Raw genomic sequence first — 16389 nt, forward strand, 5'->3', positions numbered from 1 at the left:
TAGCACTCGGAATCTCCGAGTGCCAACACTGGCCGCCCGGAGCGTCCCGGACCAAGATTTTTTCCAGGAGGATAACCGTGCCTACCTACGCCTATGCGTGCAAAGACTGCGGCCATGCGTTCGAGATCCAGCAGTCCTTCAGCGATGACTCACTGACCGTCTGCCCGGAATGCTCGGGAACACTGCGCAAGAAGTTCAACAGCGTGGGCGTGGTCTTCAAGGGATCCGGTTTCTACCGGACCGATTCCCGGGACTCCAAGAGCACCAGCACGGTGCCGGCTGCCTCGGCCAAGAGCGAGGGCGGCTCCGCTTCGGATTCCTCGTCGTCCTCGTCGGCCGCATCGAAGGCACCGGCTTCGACCGCGCCGGCGGCCGCCGCCAGCTAAAACCGCCGGGGTTTCCCGCCTTAGCTGTTCCTCCACAGCACCTGCAGCCGTCCCGCTTGCCCACAAGCGGGACGGCTGTCCTGTTGCAGGCCCGTGCGGCCGAAATAATCTGGCGCCATGCAGCGTACTTCTCCGGCAGGAATGGCCCGCCTGGTGCGGCGCACCGTCAGACGGCACTACCGCCTCCTCGCGGCCATTTGTTTCTGCGCCGCCGCGGGTCTCGCCGTCCAGGCCCTGACGCCCGAACCGGTAGCGACCGTGCCCGTCATGGTTGCGGTCAGCGACCTTCCCGCAGGTACCGTCCTGGCGGACTCGGATCTGCGCGCGGCCAGGGTGCCGGCTGCCGCCGTGCCACCGGGCGCGTCTGCATCCGCCGTCCAACTGGCCGGCCAGCGGCTGGCCTCGGCCCTGCGTGAGGGTTCCCCCGTGCTGGATACCTCGGTGGTCGGTCCGGGGTTGCTGGCCGGGGCCCCGCCGGGCACGGCCGCAGTGCCCGTGCGCCCCGCCGACAAGTCGACGGTCCAGCTCGTGGCTCCCGGCCAGTTGGTGGACATCGTCCTGAGCACCGGCAACGGCTACGAGGACCCTGAAGAGACGCTGGTGCTGGCCGATGCCGTGCCGGTCCTCTGGAAGGCGGACACGGCCGGAACGGACGAAGGCCTGCTCGGCCCCCAGGAAAGCGACGGCCTCGTTGTGGTCGCGGCCTCACCATCGGAGGCCGCCGCGCTGGCCAGCGCGAGCAGCCGGGGCAAGGTCTTCCTGGTGCTGGTCGGCTAGTGCCGGCGCAAGGCTCAGCCCCAGTGCGGGGGCCGCTGCTCCTTCAGCCACGCATCCCGGTCCTGCTCCCGCTCGCCCCACGAACGGGGGTCGTCTTCGGCAGCCTTCGCGGGGATGGCACGTTCGCGCAGTGCCTTGCGGGTCAGCATCTCCCGCCTGTCGGACGCTTCTCCAGCGCCTGCTTCGACTGCCTCGTCGCCGCCCTCCGCGGCACCGTCCGCTTCATCGGCACTGTCAGCGCCCTCGGCGCCCGCAGAGCTGTCACTAACCTCAGCGCTGTCACCGCCGTCAGCACCGGAGGGTGTTCCACCGCCTGCCGGCTGGGCCCCGTCTTCGGGCACCGCCGCGGCATCCTTCGCTGCATGGTCGTGCGCAGGCGCCTCCCCATCCCGGCCGGCAGCGCCGAACGGACGCTTCGGCGCCTCGTCGGCGCGCGCGGCCGCCGGCGAAGTCCGGCGTCCGGCCTTGGCCTCGTCCGGTTCCCGCAGTCCCAAGTATCCTCCGATCAGCCGGGCGCACTGGTTCGGATCCGTGAAGACCTCGATCGTCCACAGCGTCAGGGGGCGCCAGCCCAGCCGTTCGAGCTGCTGCGGACGGAGCCGGCTCCGCTCACGCACGGTCATATTCAAGTATTGCTCCGTGCCGTCCGATTCGAGCGCCACGGGCAGGCCGGGATCCCGGTCGTTGGCGACGTGGTCCGGATCGGCGGCCGCGACGATGTCCAGCACGCCGTGGTAGTGGTCCTTCACCCGGGCGCCGTGGCTCCGAATGCGCTCCACGAGGTCGGCCACCAGCGGATCCTCGATGCCGGCCGCGAACCGCTGTTTCTGGCCGTATCCGGGCAGCATCGCCCTGCTGATCAGCTCGAGGAAGTCGGCCGCGCCGTGGCTGAGCCGGTCTGCATCGAGGTCCTCGGGGCGGAAGCAGGTGAGCACGTGCAGGTTGTGCCGCGCACGGGTCATCGCCATGGCGAACCGGTTCCGGCCGTCGGGTTCGGACAGCGGCCCGAAGTTGTGGACCGCACGGCCATGGGGCGTCCGGCCGTAGCCGAGGGAGAAAATGATGTCGTCGCGGACCAAACCGGAGGCACGTTCCACCGGGACGACGCGGAACGACTCGTCCGCCCTCTGGAAGAACTCCGCCGCGTCCGGATGGTTGGGCAGCTGGAGCCGGATCGCTTCGCCGATCCGGGCGGCGTGCCGCAGCGTGGCGGTGACGACGGCGAGGGACCTCGCCGGCCGCAGCCGGGCATGTTCGAAGACCATGTCGACGACGCGGCTGATTTCGGCCGGGACGCTTTCGACCCCCTCGTGGCCGGCCCCGGGCAGGCCCGTGCCGTCCGGTAGGTACTCGACCGTCAGTCCTCCGCCGCCGGTCAGTTCGGCGGCCGAGGGCAGCCGGGTCAGGGAACCTCCGTAGAAGCCTTCGCTCAGGGACTCCGCGAGGGCCAGATCCACCGCACGGTAGGCCGTGGTCAGCGGAAGCACCGGCAGGACCCTTTCCAGCGCATGGAATGCGCTGATCAACGGTTCCGGCTGGTCAGCGCCGCCCGCGGCCGGGCGGCGGTCCACGTTGACTTCGAATGGTTCGGCCGAGCCGAGCTGGCCGTCGCCGAAGGCGATGATCTGCGTCGCCCGGCAGATGGCTCCAACGGCCGACTGCAGGCTGGTCGCCTCGGCATCGAGGATGATCACGGCATCGAACCGCTGGCCTGCGGGCAGCACCGCGGGCAGCACGAGCGGCGAGGCCGCCCACACAGGCACCAGGGTCGTCAGCAGCGAGCCCGACTGGTCGTTCAGGGCCGCCAGGGTCGGGTCGCCGGACTTGAGCAGTTCGCGCAGCCGTTCAGCTGTCTTGGGCTTGCTCTTGATGGCGTCGCGCCAGTTCTGCGCCAGTTCCCAGCGCAGCCTTGCAGGACCCGAGGCGATGTGGGCGTTGTCGGCCAGCCGGTAGACCGCTTCAAGCTTCCGCAGGTTGTCGCCGTCCGACATGGCCAGGTAGTCGTCGCCGCTGATCATGGCTTCCAGGGCGGACTGCCACCAGGCCAGATCCAGCTCCGAGCCTACGGCGGCCGCATCAACCTCGCGTTCGGCAAGGTCATCGAGCAGCTCGCCCAGACCCTGCTCACGCATCTGCTCGAGCAGCAGCGTCCGTTCAGGCAGGTGCACCAGCGTCTCGCGGTCGCCCGCCAGCGACTCGAGGTGGCTGGCGAGTTCACCCAGCTCCAGGTCCATCAGCCGGGCGACGTCCCCCGGCTCTGCCAGGACGGACCCGAGCTTGCCGAGCCGCTGGCGCACGTCGAGGTAGAAGCCGTTCAGTTCGGCCAGCCCGGAGGGCACGGACGGATGGCGCTGCGTGGTCGCGTAGTCGGTCCACTGGGTCCGCTGTTCCTGAACCTCGATCAGGGATTGGTGGAGGTCGGCGATATGGACGCCCGGCCGCACGTATTCCTTCGCGACGCGGCGAAGCCTGGAGCGGGTCATCGAGCTCATCTCGATGCCGCGTTCCCGCCTCCAGCCGGAGGACGCCGTCGCCGAGATCAGGTCCGTGACCGGCCGGTCGAAAATGTCCGGAGTGAACTTGTCCAGGCTGCTGCGGACGGAAACCAGCAGCAGCAGCTGCTCGCCCCACTCGCGGAAGGTCACGCCGAGGGCGATGTTCGAAAGCTCGGCCGCACGCTCCATCTGGGTGCGAAGCTCCGGCAGGTCGCGGGCGAGGCCGGCGGCCAGCTCGTGGGCGTCCTCGGTTTCTTTCCTGTTGTGCAGCTTGGCGCCGAACCACGGGCTCGTCGTCGACGCTTTGCTGAAGCTGCCCAGTTCCGCAGCCCGGCGCAGCCGCCCCGTCAGCTCCGCGCGGTCCGTGATGCTGTCCAGGACGGAGCGCTTCAGCCGCACCGTCGTCGCGGGAGCCGGATCGAGGGAGGTCAGCTTGGCCAGCGACTGCATGGCCTGGTACGGCGAACAATTCCAGCGCTTGCGGACGTTGTGCAGCGACTTGACGTGGTCCTGCAGCTGGTGCCGGTGGCCGGCCAGCGTGCTGTGCAGCTTCTCCAGCTGGGGGGCGGCGGCCTTTTCGTTCCGGATGATGGCGCGGACCAACTGGTCCTTCAGCTGCTGCCCGGTAAGGTTCGGATTCAGCTGCAGCACCATGGAGCCGAGCTTCAGGTCGTCCAGCTGCTTGGCAAACTGGTTCAGCGTGGCCCTGCGCTCGGCGACCACCAGCACGGATTTGCCCTCGTAGGCAAGCAGCGCCGCCGCGTTAAGGGCCGTCTGGGTCTGGCCGGTGCCCGGCGGGGCCGAGACCACCAGCGAGTGGCCTTCCTGGACCAGGTCCAGGACATCCTGCTGGGCCGAATCGGCGTCCAGCACGAGGAATTCGTCCTGCGGCGCCCGCTCATCCAGCGGAGGCAGGCCGGTTTCCGGCACCGGGATGTGCACCTCGGTTTCGGGGTCCATCTCGGCAGCCATGAGCGCGTTCAGCACCGGATGGTCGGGCTCGACGGTGGCATGGGCGGCGGTGTGGGCAACGTCGGCGAACGTCGATACGAGCAGGTGGTGCTCGATCGTCATGCTGCGGACGTCCTCGGTCAGGGCGCGCAGCCGGTCCAGCACAGGGTGCGGGTCGAAGCGGGCGGTGCTGTAGGCGAGCCGGGCCACCGCATCCGGGTCGATGTCGATGCCCTGCTCGTGCCGCAGGTGCCGGACCATCGCCGGGTTCAGCCTGGCCTTGTCCATCAGCTGGAGTTCGTAGTCGTCCTGGCTCGGGCGGACCGTCAGGGCGATGGGGATCAGCATCACCGGCGCGTACAGCGCTTCGGAGCGTCCAACGTCCGGGACCCGCCAGGAGGCCGTGCCTGCGGCCAGGTAACCCACGTCGATCCCGCGGTCATTGCCGAGCTCGAAGATCTTGGCCCGAAGCGCGCGCGCCGTCTTCATCGCGGCGCCGTAATGCGCCGGGTCGCGCAGCAGCGTGGAAATCCGGGTGCGGCGGCCGGTCAGCAGCTGCGCCAGGCCGGAGGGGTGCGCATGGGTCAGATCGATGCTGTTGGCCGGGGTCGGCGCGTAGTACAGCAGAGTGTCCGTTCCTGCGTGCTGCCCCAACTGCTGCAGCCAGTGGGTCAGGATATCCTCGTCCGCTTCGACAGCGCGGTTGCGGGACACGGCTACCTTCTTCTCTTCACTCTGGGACATAAGCCTGGACCAAATCGGCATGCCACTCAAGCTATCCGATTCAAAGACGGAAACGAGTGACCGCAACACTGGCCGGGGCAAATTGCCCGTGGGTCATGCACCCGGCGCTGTTCGTGCTGCGGCCACCCGTCGGGAGGCCTACTCCCACTCGATGGTTCCCGGCGGCTTGCTGGTCACATCCAGCACGACCCGGTTGACACCGTCGACTTCATTGGTGATGCGGTTGGAGATGCGGGCCAGGAGGTCGTACGGCAGGCGGGACCAGTCCGCCGTCATCGCGTCCTCGCTGGAGACCGGCCGGAGCACGATCGGGTGGCCGTAAGTGCGGCCGTCTCCCTGCACGCCGACGCTGCGGACGTCGGCCAGCAGTACGACCGGCATCTGCCACACCTCGTTGTCCAGTCCGGCGGCCGTCAGTTCGGCACGCGCGATCGCGTCCGCCTTGCGCAGCAGCTCGAGGCGTTCGGCGTTCACCTCGCCGACGATGCGGATGCCGAGTCCGGGACCGGGGAACGGCTGGCGGCCGACAATCTCGGCCGGCAGGCCCAGCTGGGCACCGACGGCGCGGACCTCGTCCTTGAACAGGTTGCGCAGCGGCTCCACCAGTTCGAAGCGCAGGTCCTCGGGCAGGCCCCCGACATTGTGGTGGCTCTTGATGTTGGCCGCGCCTTCGCCGCCGCCGGATTCCACGACGTCCGGGTACAGCGTCCCCTGCACCAGGAATTCGATGCTCTCGCCCTCTGCCGCGGCCTCCGAGATGATGGCGCGCTCGGCCTCTTCGAAGGCGCGGATGAATTCGCGGCCGATGATCTTGCGCTTGGTCTCCGGATCGCTGACGCCTGCCAGCGCCTTCAGGAAGCGTTCCTGCTCGTTCGCCACGTACAGCTTGACGCCGGTGGCGGCCACGAAGTCCCGCTCAACCTGCTCGGCCTCGCCCTCGCGCAGCAGCCCGTGGTCCACGAACACACAGGTCAGCTGCTCGCCGACCGCACGCTGGACCAGCGCCGCCGCAACGGCGGAATCGACGCCGCCGGACAGGCCGCAGATCACGCGGGAGCTGCCGACCTGGGCGCGGATGCGTTCCACCTGCTCTTCGACGATGTTCCCGGTGGTCCAATCCGGCGTGATGCCGGCGCCCTTGAACAGGAAGTTCTCGAGGACCTGCTGGCCGAGGTCGGAGTGCTTCACCTCGGGATGCCACTGGACGCCGTAGAGGGCCTTCTCTTCGTTGGCGAAGGCAGCCACCGGAGCCCCGGCCGTGCTGGCCAGGACTTCGAAGCCTTCCGGGGCCTCGTGCACCGAGTCGCCGTGGCTCATCCAGGTGATCTGGGTTTCCGGCATTCCGGCGAGGATGGAGCGGGCCGCGCCGACCGTAGTGGCGTTCGTGGCGCCGTACTCGCGCAGCCCGGTCTTCGCGACCTTGCCGCCCAGCGCGTTGGCCATGGCCTGGAATCCGTAGCAGATCCCGAAGACCGGAACGCCGGCCTGGAACAGCTGCGGCTCTACCGCGGGGGCGCCTTCGGCGTAGACGCTGGACGGCCCGCCGGAGAGGATGATGGCAGCCGGGTTCTTGGCCAGCAGCTGCTCGGTGGTATAGGTGTGCGGGACGACTTCCGAATACACGTTGGCCTCACGTACGCGGCGCGCGATCAGCTGCGCGTACTGGGCCCCATAGTCAACGACGAGTACCGGCCGGTGGTCCGTGGCGGCGGCGGGGGGAGGATTAGTCACCCACCTAGGATAGTCGCCGCGCGCAGCCGGGCGCACATCGGCTCCCCGCCAGCGGAAACGCTAACGACGGCGGCCGCAGACCGCCGTCGTTAGCGCCCCCTCCCCCGGGTGCCGGCTCAGTAGCGCTTGGCGGCTTCCGGATGGGCGGCCAGATCCTCTTCGACCTCGCGGTGGACCTTCTTCTCGAGGATGACGGACAGCAGCGGAATTACGCCGCCGAGCGCGATCAGGATGAACCGCGTGAACGGCCAGCGCATCAGCGACCACAGCCGGAAGTCGGCGATCAGGTAGAGCACGTACAGCCAGCCGTGCGCGATCAGCACGGCGATCGAAAGGTTCACGCCGCCGCCCACCGCGGCAGGCTCGGCCTGGGCGAGACCGAAGCCGAACGGCTCGCCGGTCACCGTGTTGGTGCCGCCGGCGAACAGGAAGAGGTTGAACCCGTAGCGAAGGATCATCTCGACGCAGAGCAGCAGCAGCATCACGCCGGTGATCCACGAGGTCACCTTGTAGAAGGTCAGGGCCGAGCGGATCTGCGCGTGCGTGCCGCCGTAGCGGCGCTTGACCGGCCGTTCGGGGCGCTGGCCGGTCTGCTGGGGCTGCGGGTTGGGATTGTCTGTCACGGGGATACCTCGTTCCTGGGCGCACCGTGCGGTGCACCGTCCTGCGTCCCGCCGTCGTCCAGGCCGGCCTGGTACCGGGCCTCGGCGGCGGCGAATTCCTGCTCCTCGAGCGTGCGGCGGTAGTCATCGGCCACCAGGCGCCACCAGAGGAAGATGGCGAAGCCGGCGAAGACGACCCATTCGACGGCATAGAACACGTTCATCCAGTTGACCGGGGTTTCCTGCGGCTGGGCGCCAACGATGACGCCGCGCATCTGCGTGCCGGCGGTCCCGTCGCCGAGGTCCTTGCCGCCCACGGTCAGGTCGGTGGCGGTGACGAACGCGGAGTAGGACGGCATGTCCCACAGGTTGATCAGCTGCGCCACGGACAGCGTGGGCACCTGGCCCGGTACCGGGTGTTCGGCCTCGGGGGCTTCGCTGGGCAGCAGTCGTCCGACGACGGTCGCGTCGCCTTCCGGCGCGGCGGTGGCCTCGGCCGGATCGGCGACCCAGCCGCGGACCACGGGAATCATCACCGCTTCGCCGTCCAGCTTGGGCGCGTCCGCGACGGTAAAGCCGGTCACGACCCAGTAGCCCTTGTCACCCTCGTTCAGGCGGTCGCGCACGAGGACCTGGTGCGACGGATCGAACCGGCCGTCGAAGGTCACCATCTGGTCCGCCTCGGTGGCCAGCATGGGCACACCGGGCTTGAAGGATTCAGTCAGCGGCCGGACCGTTTCCGTCTGCGACGTCGGCGGCGGTGCATCGCTTTTGGATGCCGAAAACTGCCACTGGCTCAGGAGCACGAAGACCGTTGCGACGGCCAGCGCCAGCACCAGCGCCGCTATCCAGCGGGGCTTGAGGGCAGTTTTCAACACCCATTAACCCTACTTCGTCCCGTTGTAGAAAACCGAATCCGCAGGCCGGGGTCAGCCGAGCGGGACGATGTCCTCCACGGCCATCCGGGCGGTGTCCGCAGCGGCGTCATCGGGCTGCTCCTGGCTCAGCCGCTCGGCGTCGACGCGCGCCAGGTAGTACTTCGTCTCGCGGTCCCGCTGCTCGTCGGCCCAGCCCAGCAGGGGCGCCATCAGCCCGGCCACCACGGGAGCCGCGGAGACGCCGCGGTCCCAGGCCTCGATCGAAATCCGGGTCCGGCGGGTCAGGACGTCGTCGACGTGGCGTGCCCCCTCGTGCGTGACGGCATAGACAACCTCGGCGCGGAGGTAGTCGTCCGCTCCGGGCAGCGGCTCGGCCAGCTGCGGGTCCGCGGCGATGAGCGCCAGGACTTCCTCGGCGAGCGAGCCGTAGCGGTTGAGCAGGTGCTCCACCCGGGCCACGTGCACGCCGGCACGCGAGGCCAGGCGGCTGCGCTTGTTCCACTTCGCTTTGAAGCCCGGGGCACCCAGCAGCGGCACGCTCTCGGTGCAGCTGGGCGGGACGCGTTCGTCCAGCGCCCGGACCGCCTCGTCCACCGCGTCCCTGGCCATCACGCGGTAGGTGGTGTACTTGCCGCCCGCAACGACCACCAGTCCGGGTACCGGGTGCGCCACCACGTGCTCGCGCGAGAGCTTCGCCGTCGAATCGCTCTCCCCCGCCAGCAGCGGGCGCAGGCCGGCGTAGACCCCCTCTACGTCCTCGCGGGTCAGCGGCGTGGTCAGGACCTGGTTGACGTGGTCCAGCAGGTAGTCGATGTCCTTCGCCGTCGCCGCCGGGTGGGCCTTGTCCAGGTTCCACTCGGTGTCCGTGGTGCCGATGATCCAGTGCCGGCCCCACGGAATGACGAAGAGCACGGACTTCTCGGTGCGCAGGATCAGGCCGACCGTGGACTGGAACCGGTCGCGCGGGACCACCAGGTGGATGCCCTTGGAGGCCCGGACCTTCAGCTGTCCGCGGTCCGTAACCATTGCCTGCGTCTCGTCGGTCCACACTCCGGTGGCATTGACGATCTGCCTGGCCCGGATGTCGAACTCCGCGCCGTCGTCCTGGTCCTGCACGCGGGCGCCGACCACGCGTTCGCCTTCGCGCAGGAACTTGATGACCTTCAACCGGTTGGCCGCATGGGCGCCGTAGTCGGCCGCCGTCCGGACCAGGTTCACGACCAGGCGGGCGTCGTCCACCTGGGCGTCGTAGTAGCGGATCGATCCGACCAGCGACTCCTTCTTCAGGCTGGGGGCCGCCCGCAGGGTCCCGTGCCGGGAGAGGTGCTTGTGGAAGGGCACTCCCCTGCCCTGGCCGGTGGCGACCGAGAGCGCATCGTAGAGAGCGACGCCGGCGGCGACGTAAGGGCGCTCGACGAACCGTTTGGTCAACGGGTACAGGAACGGGACGGGCCTGACCAGGTGCGGCGCGATCCGCTGCAGCAGCAGGCCGCGCTCCTGCAGCGCCTCGCGGACCAGCCCGAAATCAAGCATCTCCAGATAGCGCAGGCCGCCATGGATCAGTTTGGATGAGCGCGAGGAGGTGCCCGAGGCCCAGTCCCGGGCCTCGACGATGCCGACGTCCAGGCCGCGGGTGACCGCATCCAGCGCGGCGCCGGCGCCGACCACGCCGCCGCCGACGATCAGGACATCGAGTTCACGTCCGCTGGTTCCGGTGGCCCGGAGGGCGGACAGCGCCTCGCCGCGGCTCTCCGGGCTGAGGGCGGCGGGCGTGCTCACGGTAGGTCCTTCCGAGGTTTAGTCGTTGAACTGGTACGGCGCCAGGACGACCTCGCACCGCTGGAATTCCTTCAGGTCAGAGTAGCCCGTGGTGGCCATCGAGCGGCGCAGTGCGCCAATAATGTTGGAGGTTCCGTTGGTGTGGTGCGAGGGCCCGTAGAGCACCTCCTCCAGCCGACCGACCGTGCCGATCCGCACGCGGTCGCCGCGCGGAAGTTCGTGGTGGTGGGCTTCCTGGCCCCAGTGCCAGCCACGGCCCGGTGCCTCTTCCGCCCGGGCCAGGGCGGCGCCGAGCATGACGGCGTCCGCGCCCATCGCGACAGCCTTGATGATGTCCCCGCTGCTGCCCAGGCCGCCGTCGGCGATCACGTGGACGTACCGTCCGCCGGACTCGTCCATGTAGTCCCGGCGCGCCGCAGCCACGTCCGAAATGGCCGACGCCAGCGGCGAGTGGATCCCCAAGGCGCGCCTCGTCGTCGTTGTTGCCCCGCCGCCGAAACCGACCAGCACGCCGGCCGCGCCGGTCCGCATCAGGTGCAGCGCCGGGGTGTAGCCGGCAGCGCCGCCGACGATGACCGGGACGTCCAGCTCGTAGATGAACTGCTTCAGGTTCAGGGGTTCATGCTCGCGGGAGACATGTTCCGCGGAGACGGTGGTGCCGCGGATGACGAAGATGTCGACGCCGGCGGCCAGGACGGTCTTGTAGAACTCCTGCGTGCGCTGCGGGGTCAGCGAACCGGCCACCGTCACGCCCGCTTCCCGGATCTCGGCCAGACGCGACGTGATGAGTTCGGGCTGGATCGGGGCGTTGTAGATTTCCTGCATCCGCTCGGTCGCGGCCGGGCTGAAGTTGTCCTCGCTCAGGCCGGCGATTTCCTCGAGCAGCGGCTGCGGGTCCTCGTACCGCGTCCACAGGCCCTCCAGGTTCAGCACGCCGAGCCCGCCCAGCCGGCCCATCGCGATGGCGGTGGCCGGGGACATCACGGAGTCCATCGGGGCAGCCACGACCGGCATCTCGAACTCGTAGGCGTCGATCTGCCACTTGACCGAGACGTCCTTGGGATCGCGGGTCCGGCGGGACGGGACGATCGCTACATCGTCGAGGGAGTAGGCACGACGCCCACGCTTGCCACGGCCAATTTCAATCTCGTAAGTCACGGCTCTAGGTTATCCCACCGGCGCGCGTCCGCCCCGCCGGCCGGAGCGGGGTGTGGACAGGCGGACGTGGGTTAACGGCAGCGGCGGCCCGGCATTGTGCCAGGGCCGCCGCTGCGGGTGGTTCGGTCAGCGCCGGTAGTTGGGCGCCTCGGCCGTGATCATGATGTCGTGCGGGTGGGACTCCTTGAGCCCGGCGGAGGTGATCCGCACGAACTTGCCCTTGGCCTTGAGCTCTTCGATGGTGCGGGCACCGGTGTAGAACATCGTCTGGCGCAGGCCGCCGACCAGCTGGTGCGCGACGGCGGACAGCGGGCCGCGGTAGGGAACCTGGCCCTCGATGCCTTCGGGGATAAGCTTCTCGTCGTCCGGCACGTCCGCCTGGAAGTAGCGGTCCTTCGAGTAGGAGGTGTTCTTGCCGCGGGTCTGCATGGCTCCGAGCGAGCCCATGCCGCGGTAGGCCTTGAACTGCTTGCCGTTGATGAAGACCAGGTCGCCCGGGCTTTCGGCGGCACCGGCCAGCAGGGAGCCGAGCATCACGGTGTCGGCTCCGGCCACGAGGGCCTTGCCGATATCGCCGGAGTACTGCAGGCCGCCGTCGGCGATGAGGGGCACGCCGGCGGGGATGGCCGCCTTGGCGGACTCATAGATCGCGGTGACCTGCGGAACGCCGACGCCTGCCACCACGCGGGTGGTGCAGATGGAGCCGGGGCCCACGCCGACCTTGATGGCGTCCGCGCCCGCGTCGATCAGGGCCTGGGCGCCCTCGCGGGTGGCGGCCTGGCCGCCGATGATGTCCACGTGCGCCGCCGCCGGGTCCTTCTTGAGCCGGGCGATCATGTCCAGCACGCCGTTGCTGTGGCCGTTGGCCGTGTCCACCACGAGCAGGTCGACGCCGGCGTCGATCATGGTCATGCCGCGCTCGTAGCCGTCGCCGAAGAAGCCGATGGCGGCGCCGACGCGCAGGCGGCCTTCCTCGTCCTTGGTCGCGAGCGGGTACTGCTCCGCCTTGTCGAAGTCCTTGACGGTGATCAGTCCGCGGAGGATGCCCGCGTCATCGACGAGGGGGAGCTTCTCGATGCGGTTCTTGCCGAGCAGGTCGATGACCTCGGGGCGGCTGATCCCCACATGTCCGGTGATCAGCGGCATGCGGGTCATGACCTCGTCGACCTTGACCGTGTCGTAGTCGGCCTTCGGGACGAAGCGGGTATCGCGGTTGGTGCAGATGCCCAGCAGCTTCCCGTTGGGGTCCACCACGGGCAGGCCCGAGACACGGTAGTTGCGGCACAGGTCGTCCAGTTCGGCCAGGGTGGCCTCGGGCGCGATGGTTACCGGATTGGTGATCATGCCGGATTCGCTGCGCTTGACCCGGTCGACGTGCTCGGCCTGGTCCTGGATGGACAGGTTGCGGTGGATCACGCCCAGCCCGCCCTGGCGCGCCATGGCGATGGCCATGCGGGACTCGGTCACGGTGTCCATTGCGGCGGACAGCAGCGGGGTCTGCACGGTGATGCGCTTCGACAGCCGCGAACTGGTGTCGGCTTCGGACGGGATGACGTCCGTCGGGCCGGGGAGCAGCAGGACGTCGTCGTAAGTCAGGCCCTCAAAGGCAAACGGGTTGAATTCTTCAGACACTCTGGGGCCTTTCGCGACATGCCGGCGCAGCGGGAATCTCGAACGGAGCAGCAGCCGGGATGGGTTTGGGTGTGTAAATACATCCTAGAACCATTCGCGACCCCGCTCTATTTCAAGCGGACGGATATGTGGCCGACGTTACTCGCCGCCGTCGTTCCGTCCGCCAAAACAGGCGGAGGGGATCCGGCCGAAGCCGAATCCCCTCCCCTGTGTTCCGAAACTTCCGGAGCTTCCGAAACGCCTGTCCTAGTGGCTGTGGCCGGCGTGCTCGTCCTCATCGGCGGGCTTTTCCGCAACGAGGGTTTCGGTGGTCAGCACCAGGGCCGCGATCGACGCGGCATTGCGCAGTGCCGAGCGGGTCACCTTGACGGGGTCGATGACGCCGGCGTCGACCAAGTCTTCGTACTCTCCGGTGGCGGCGTTGAAGCCCTTGTTGACCTCGAGCTCGGCGACCTTGGAGACCACGACGTAGCCTTCGTAGCCGGCGTTCTCGGCGATCCAGCGCAGCGGCTGGACCAGCGCGCGGCGGACCAGTCCGACGGCGGTCGCGGCGTCGCCTTCGAGGGCGAGGACCTTCGGATCCGTGTCCAGGGCCTGGGAAGCGTGGACGAGGGCGGTTCCGCCACCGGCCACGATGCCCTCTTCGAGGGCAGCGCGGGTGGAGGACACGGCGTCCTCGATGCGGTGCTTCTTTTCCTTCATCTCGACCTCGGTGGCGGCGCCGACCTTGATCACGCCGATACCGCCGGCGAGCTTGGCCAGCCGCTCCTGCAGCTTCTCGCGGTCCCAATCCGAGTCGGTGCGCTCAACCTCGGCGCGGATCTGGGCCACGCGGTCGGCCACGTCCGACTCGGAGCCGGCTCCGTCGACGATGGTGGTGTTGTCCTTGGTGACGGTGATCCGGCGGGCCGAACCCAGCACCTCCAGGCCGACCTGGTCCAGCTTGAGGCCCAGGTCCGGGGAGACAACCTGCGCTCCGGTGAGCGTCGCGATGTCCTGCAGCATGGCCTTGCGGCGGTCGCCGAAGCCCGGCGCCTTGACGGCGACCACGTTCAGGGTGCCGCGGATCTTGTTCACCACGAGGGTGGACAGGGCTTCGCCTTCGATGTCCTCGGCGATGATGAACAGCGGCTTGCCGGCCTGCAGGGCCTTCTCCAGCAGCGGCAGGAATTCCTGCACCGAGGAGATCTTGCCCTGGTTGATCAGGATGAGCGCATCTTCGAGGACGGCTTCCTGGCGCTCGGCGTCCGTGACAAAGTACGGCGAGAGGTAGCCCTTGTCGAACTGCATGCCCTCGGTGAGGACCAGCTCGGTCTGCAGGCCGGAGGCCTCTTCGATGGTGATGACGCCATCCTTGCCGACCTGCTCGAAGGCCTTGGCCAGCAGTTCGCCGATTTCGGGGCTCTGGGCCGAGATGGTGGCGACCTCGGCCACCTTGCCCTCAACCTCGCGGGCGTTCTCCAGCAGGCGCGCGGCAACGGCCTCGACGGCGACCTCGATGCCGTTCTTCAGGGTGCCGGGAGCCGCGCCCGCGGCAACATTGCGCAGGCCTTCCTTGACGAGGGCCTGGGCCAGGACGGTGGCGGTGGTGGTGCCGTCGCCGGCGACGTCGTTGGTCTTGGTCGCCACCTCCTTCGCGAGCTGGGCGCCGAGGTTCTCGTACGGATCCTCGAGCTCGACTTCGCGGGCAATGGTGACGCCGTCGTTGGTGATGGTGGGAGCGCCCCACTTCTTGTCCAGCACGACGTTGCGGCCGCGCGGGCCGAGGGTCACCTTGACGGTGTCGGCCAGCTTGTCAACGCCGGCTTCCAGGGCTTTGCGGGCAGCGTCGTTGAACTGCAGCTGCTTTGCCATGTGATCTCCTTGATCGAGAAAACCCCGGCCAGTTGCCTGGCCGGGGTCATCGGAAAACTTACTTGACGACGATCGCCAGGACGTCGCGCGCGGACAGAACCAGGTATTCCTGGCCGCCCTGCTTGATTTCGGTGCCACCGTACTTGGAGTAGATGACGACGTCGCCTTCGGTCACGTCGACCGGTACGCGGTTGCCGTTGTCGTCAACGCGGCCGGGTCCTACCGCGACAACCTTGCCTTCCTGCGGCTTTTCCTTGGCGGTGTCCGGGATGACCAGGCCGGAAGCGGTGGTCTGCTCGGCTTCGAGCGGCTGGACGACAATACGATCCTCAAGAGGCTTGATGGAGACCGACACTCGGCTCTCTCCTTTGCATGAGCTACGAATAGGTACGTTGGCCAAGGACTTTTCCGCCGTCGTCGCGGTGCCGGCAGAAGGCTCCTTGAAAGGTTGGCACCCATAGGGTGAGAGTGCTAATGCTGACTCTATTCGCACAGTTAGCACTCGGTCAAGGCGAGTGCCAGCGGGTGTCACGCGGCCGCCGTCGCCCGTTCCAGGATGGCCGCGAAGCGCTCCGGATCCTGCAGCGGCAGGCCGTGGCCGGCGCCCTCGACTATGTGCAGCGCGGCATCCGGGTGGGCATCCGCGAGCAGGCGCGCGGAGCGGCGCATCACGGCCCTCTCATTCCGGCCCGCGACGACGGCGGCGCGCGTCCCGGTGCTGCCCCAGCCTTCGGGCGGGGCGAAGCATGCGTTTTCGCGGAGCACAGCCTCCAACGTGCGGCGGCTCATGGCCTGCGTGGTGCGGAAGTAGTCCTCGAACAGCTCGTTGCCGAGATGGAGGGCGCGCGCCTGCAGCCTCGCGAACCCGCGAAGGCGGGCCAGCGGCAGCAGGTGTCCCGCCGCACACGCGGCAGCCGCACCGGCGGCGAGGGGTACGGCCAGCGCGCTGACGATCACCGCGCTGTCCACCAGCCCCGGATTCCGGCCAACCAGCTCCACGGCGATCTGCGCGCCGAGCGAGAACCCTGCGACCGCGACCGGAGCGCCTTCCGCGCGGAGTGCCGCCAGGATCCCGGCCAGCTCGTCCGCGGTATCGCGGATGGTGGTGAAGGCCTCGGCCGAACTTCTGCCGTGCCCGGGAAGGTCCGGCACGACAAGGCGGAACCTTGCGGAGAACTGCTGCACCTGCGGGCGCCACATCCATCCCGCCACGCCGCCACCGTGGAGGAGCATCAGGACGGGGCCGTCCATCCGCCCGGAATGTTCGACGTACAACAGCTTCCCCCTCGTCGGTGCGTCACCGGAAGACTCAGGACCCTCTCCGGTTTTGCGGTAAGGCTAACCTAACCGCTAGGGTGCAAATGCGCGCACAAATTAGCAAACGGTTTTGTGTCCTATTGCC

Annotated in this window: 12 protein-coding genes; 2 read left to right on the top strand and 10 right to left on the bottom strand. The window is 68.6% G+C overall.

The annotated features are described in order from the left end of the window. The first annotated feature begins 77 nt into the window (after positions 1-77). Both AHIS1636_RS07490 and cpaB read left to right on the top strand, forming a co-directional pair. On the top strand, positions 78-386 hold the full coding sequence (locus AHIS1636_RS07490) for an FmdB family zinc ribbon protein (protein WP_264795184.1): 309 nt from the start codon (positions 78-80) through the stop codon (positions 384-386). Between the two features lie 117 nt (positions 387-503). After that, the gene (gene cpaB / locus AHIS1636_RS07495; RefSeq protein ID WP_264795185.1) at positions 504-1163 is read left to right on the top strand and encodes a Flp pilus assembly protein CpaB; all 660 of its coding nucleotides are present in this window, start codon (positions 504-506) and stop codon (positions 1161-1163) included. A gap of 14 nt (positions 1164-1177) precedes the next feature. Here cpaB and AHIS1636_RS07500 read toward each other — a convergent pair whose 3' ends face one another. The 10 genes from AHIS1636_RS07500 to AHIS1636_RS07545 all read right to left on the bottom strand — a co-directional run bounded on the left by AHIS1636_RS07500 (position 1178) and on the right by AHIS1636_RS07545 (position 16262). Then, the gene (locus AHIS1636_RS07500) at positions 1178-5353 is read right to left on the bottom strand and encodes a DUF4011 domain-containing protein (protein WP_264795186.1); all 4176 of its coding nucleotides are present in this window, start codon (positions 5351-5353) and stop codon (positions 1178-1180) included. 138 nt (positions 5354-5491) lie between these two features. Continuing rightward, positions 5492-7084 carry a glutamine-hydrolyzing GMP synthase gene (gene guaA, locus AHIS1636_RS07505; protein ID WP_264795187.1) on the bottom strand — a complete coding sequence of 531 codons (1593 nt, stop codon included), beginning with the start codon at positions 7082-7084 and terminating at the stop codon, positions 5492-5494. 116 nt (positions 7085-7200) lie between these two features. Continuing rightward, the gene (locus AHIS1636_RS07510) at positions 7201-7707 is read right to left on the bottom strand and encodes a DUF3817 domain-containing protein (protein WP_264795188.1); all 507 of its coding nucleotides are present in this window, start codon (positions 7705-7707) and stop codon (positions 7201-7203) included. Beyond that, the gene (locus tag AHIS1636_RS07515) at positions 7704-8564 is read right to left on the bottom strand and encodes an SURF1 family protein (protein WP_264795189.1); all 861 of its coding nucleotides are present in this window, start codon (positions 8562-8564) and stop codon (positions 7704-7706) included. Before AHIS1636_RS07515 ends, AHIS1636_RS07510 begins: the two co-directional genes overlap by 4 nt. 51 nt (positions 8565-8615) lie before the next feature. Then, positions 8616-10343: a glycerol-3-phosphate dehydrogenase/oxidase gene (locus tag AHIS1636_RS07520; RefSeq protein WP_264795190.1), complete on the bottom strand. Its 1728-nt coding sequence runs from the start codon at positions 10341-10343 to the stop codon at positions 8616-8618. An 18-nt stretch (positions 10344-10361) separates the two neighbouring features. Further along, entirely contained in the window at positions 10362-11501 is a 1140-nt protein-coding gene (locus AHIS1636_RS07525) for a GuaB3 family IMP dehydrogenase-related protein (protein WP_264795191.1), read from the bottom strand. 126 nt (positions 11502-11627) lie between these two features. Beyond that, positions 11628-13133: an IMP dehydrogenase gene (gene guaB / locus AHIS1636_RS07530; protein WP_264795192.1), complete on the bottom strand. Its 1506-nt coding sequence runs from the start codon at positions 13131-13133 to the stop codon at positions 11628-11630. A 246-nt stretch (positions 13134-13379) separates the two neighbouring features. Beyond that, on the bottom strand, positions 13380-14987 hold the full coding sequence (groL, locus tag AHIS1636_RS07535; RefSeq protein WP_264795193.1) for a chaperonin GroEL: 1608 nt from the start codon (positions 14985-14987) through the stop codon (positions 13380-13382). 58 nt (positions 14988-15045) lie between these two features. Then, on the bottom strand, positions 15046-15342 hold the full coding sequence (gene groES, locus AHIS1636_RS07540; RefSeq protein ID WP_262105701.1) for a co-chaperone GroES: 297 nt from the start codon (positions 15340-15342) through the stop codon (positions 15046-15048). A 173-nt stretch (positions 15343-15515) separates the two neighbouring features. Beyond that, positions 15516-16262, bottom strand: a complete 747-nt coding sequence (locus AHIS1636_RS07545; RefSeq protein WP_264795194.1) for an alpha/beta fold hydrolase — start codon at positions 16260-16262, stop codon at positions 15516-15518. Positions 16263-16389 lie beyond the last annotated feature (127 nt).

The organism is Arthrobacter mangrovi, assembly GCF_026011795.1.
Classification (GTDB): Bacteria; Actinomycetota; Actinomycetes; order Actinomycetales; family Micrococcaceae; genus Crystallibacter; species Crystallibacter mangrovi.

Coding starts and splice junctions, on each gene's coding strand:
- cpaB (WP_264795185.1), top strand. CDS start 504: ATGCAGCGTACTTCTCCGGCAGGAATGGCCCGCCTGGTGCGGCGCACC.
- AHIS1636_RS07500 (WP_264795186.1), bottom strand. CDS start 5,353: ATGTCCCAGAGTGAAGAGAAGAAGGTAGCCGTGTCCCGCAACCGCGCT.
- groL (WP_264795193.1), bottom strand. CDS start 14,987: ATGGCAAAGCAGCTGCAGTTCAACGACGCTGCCCGCAAAGCCCTGGAA.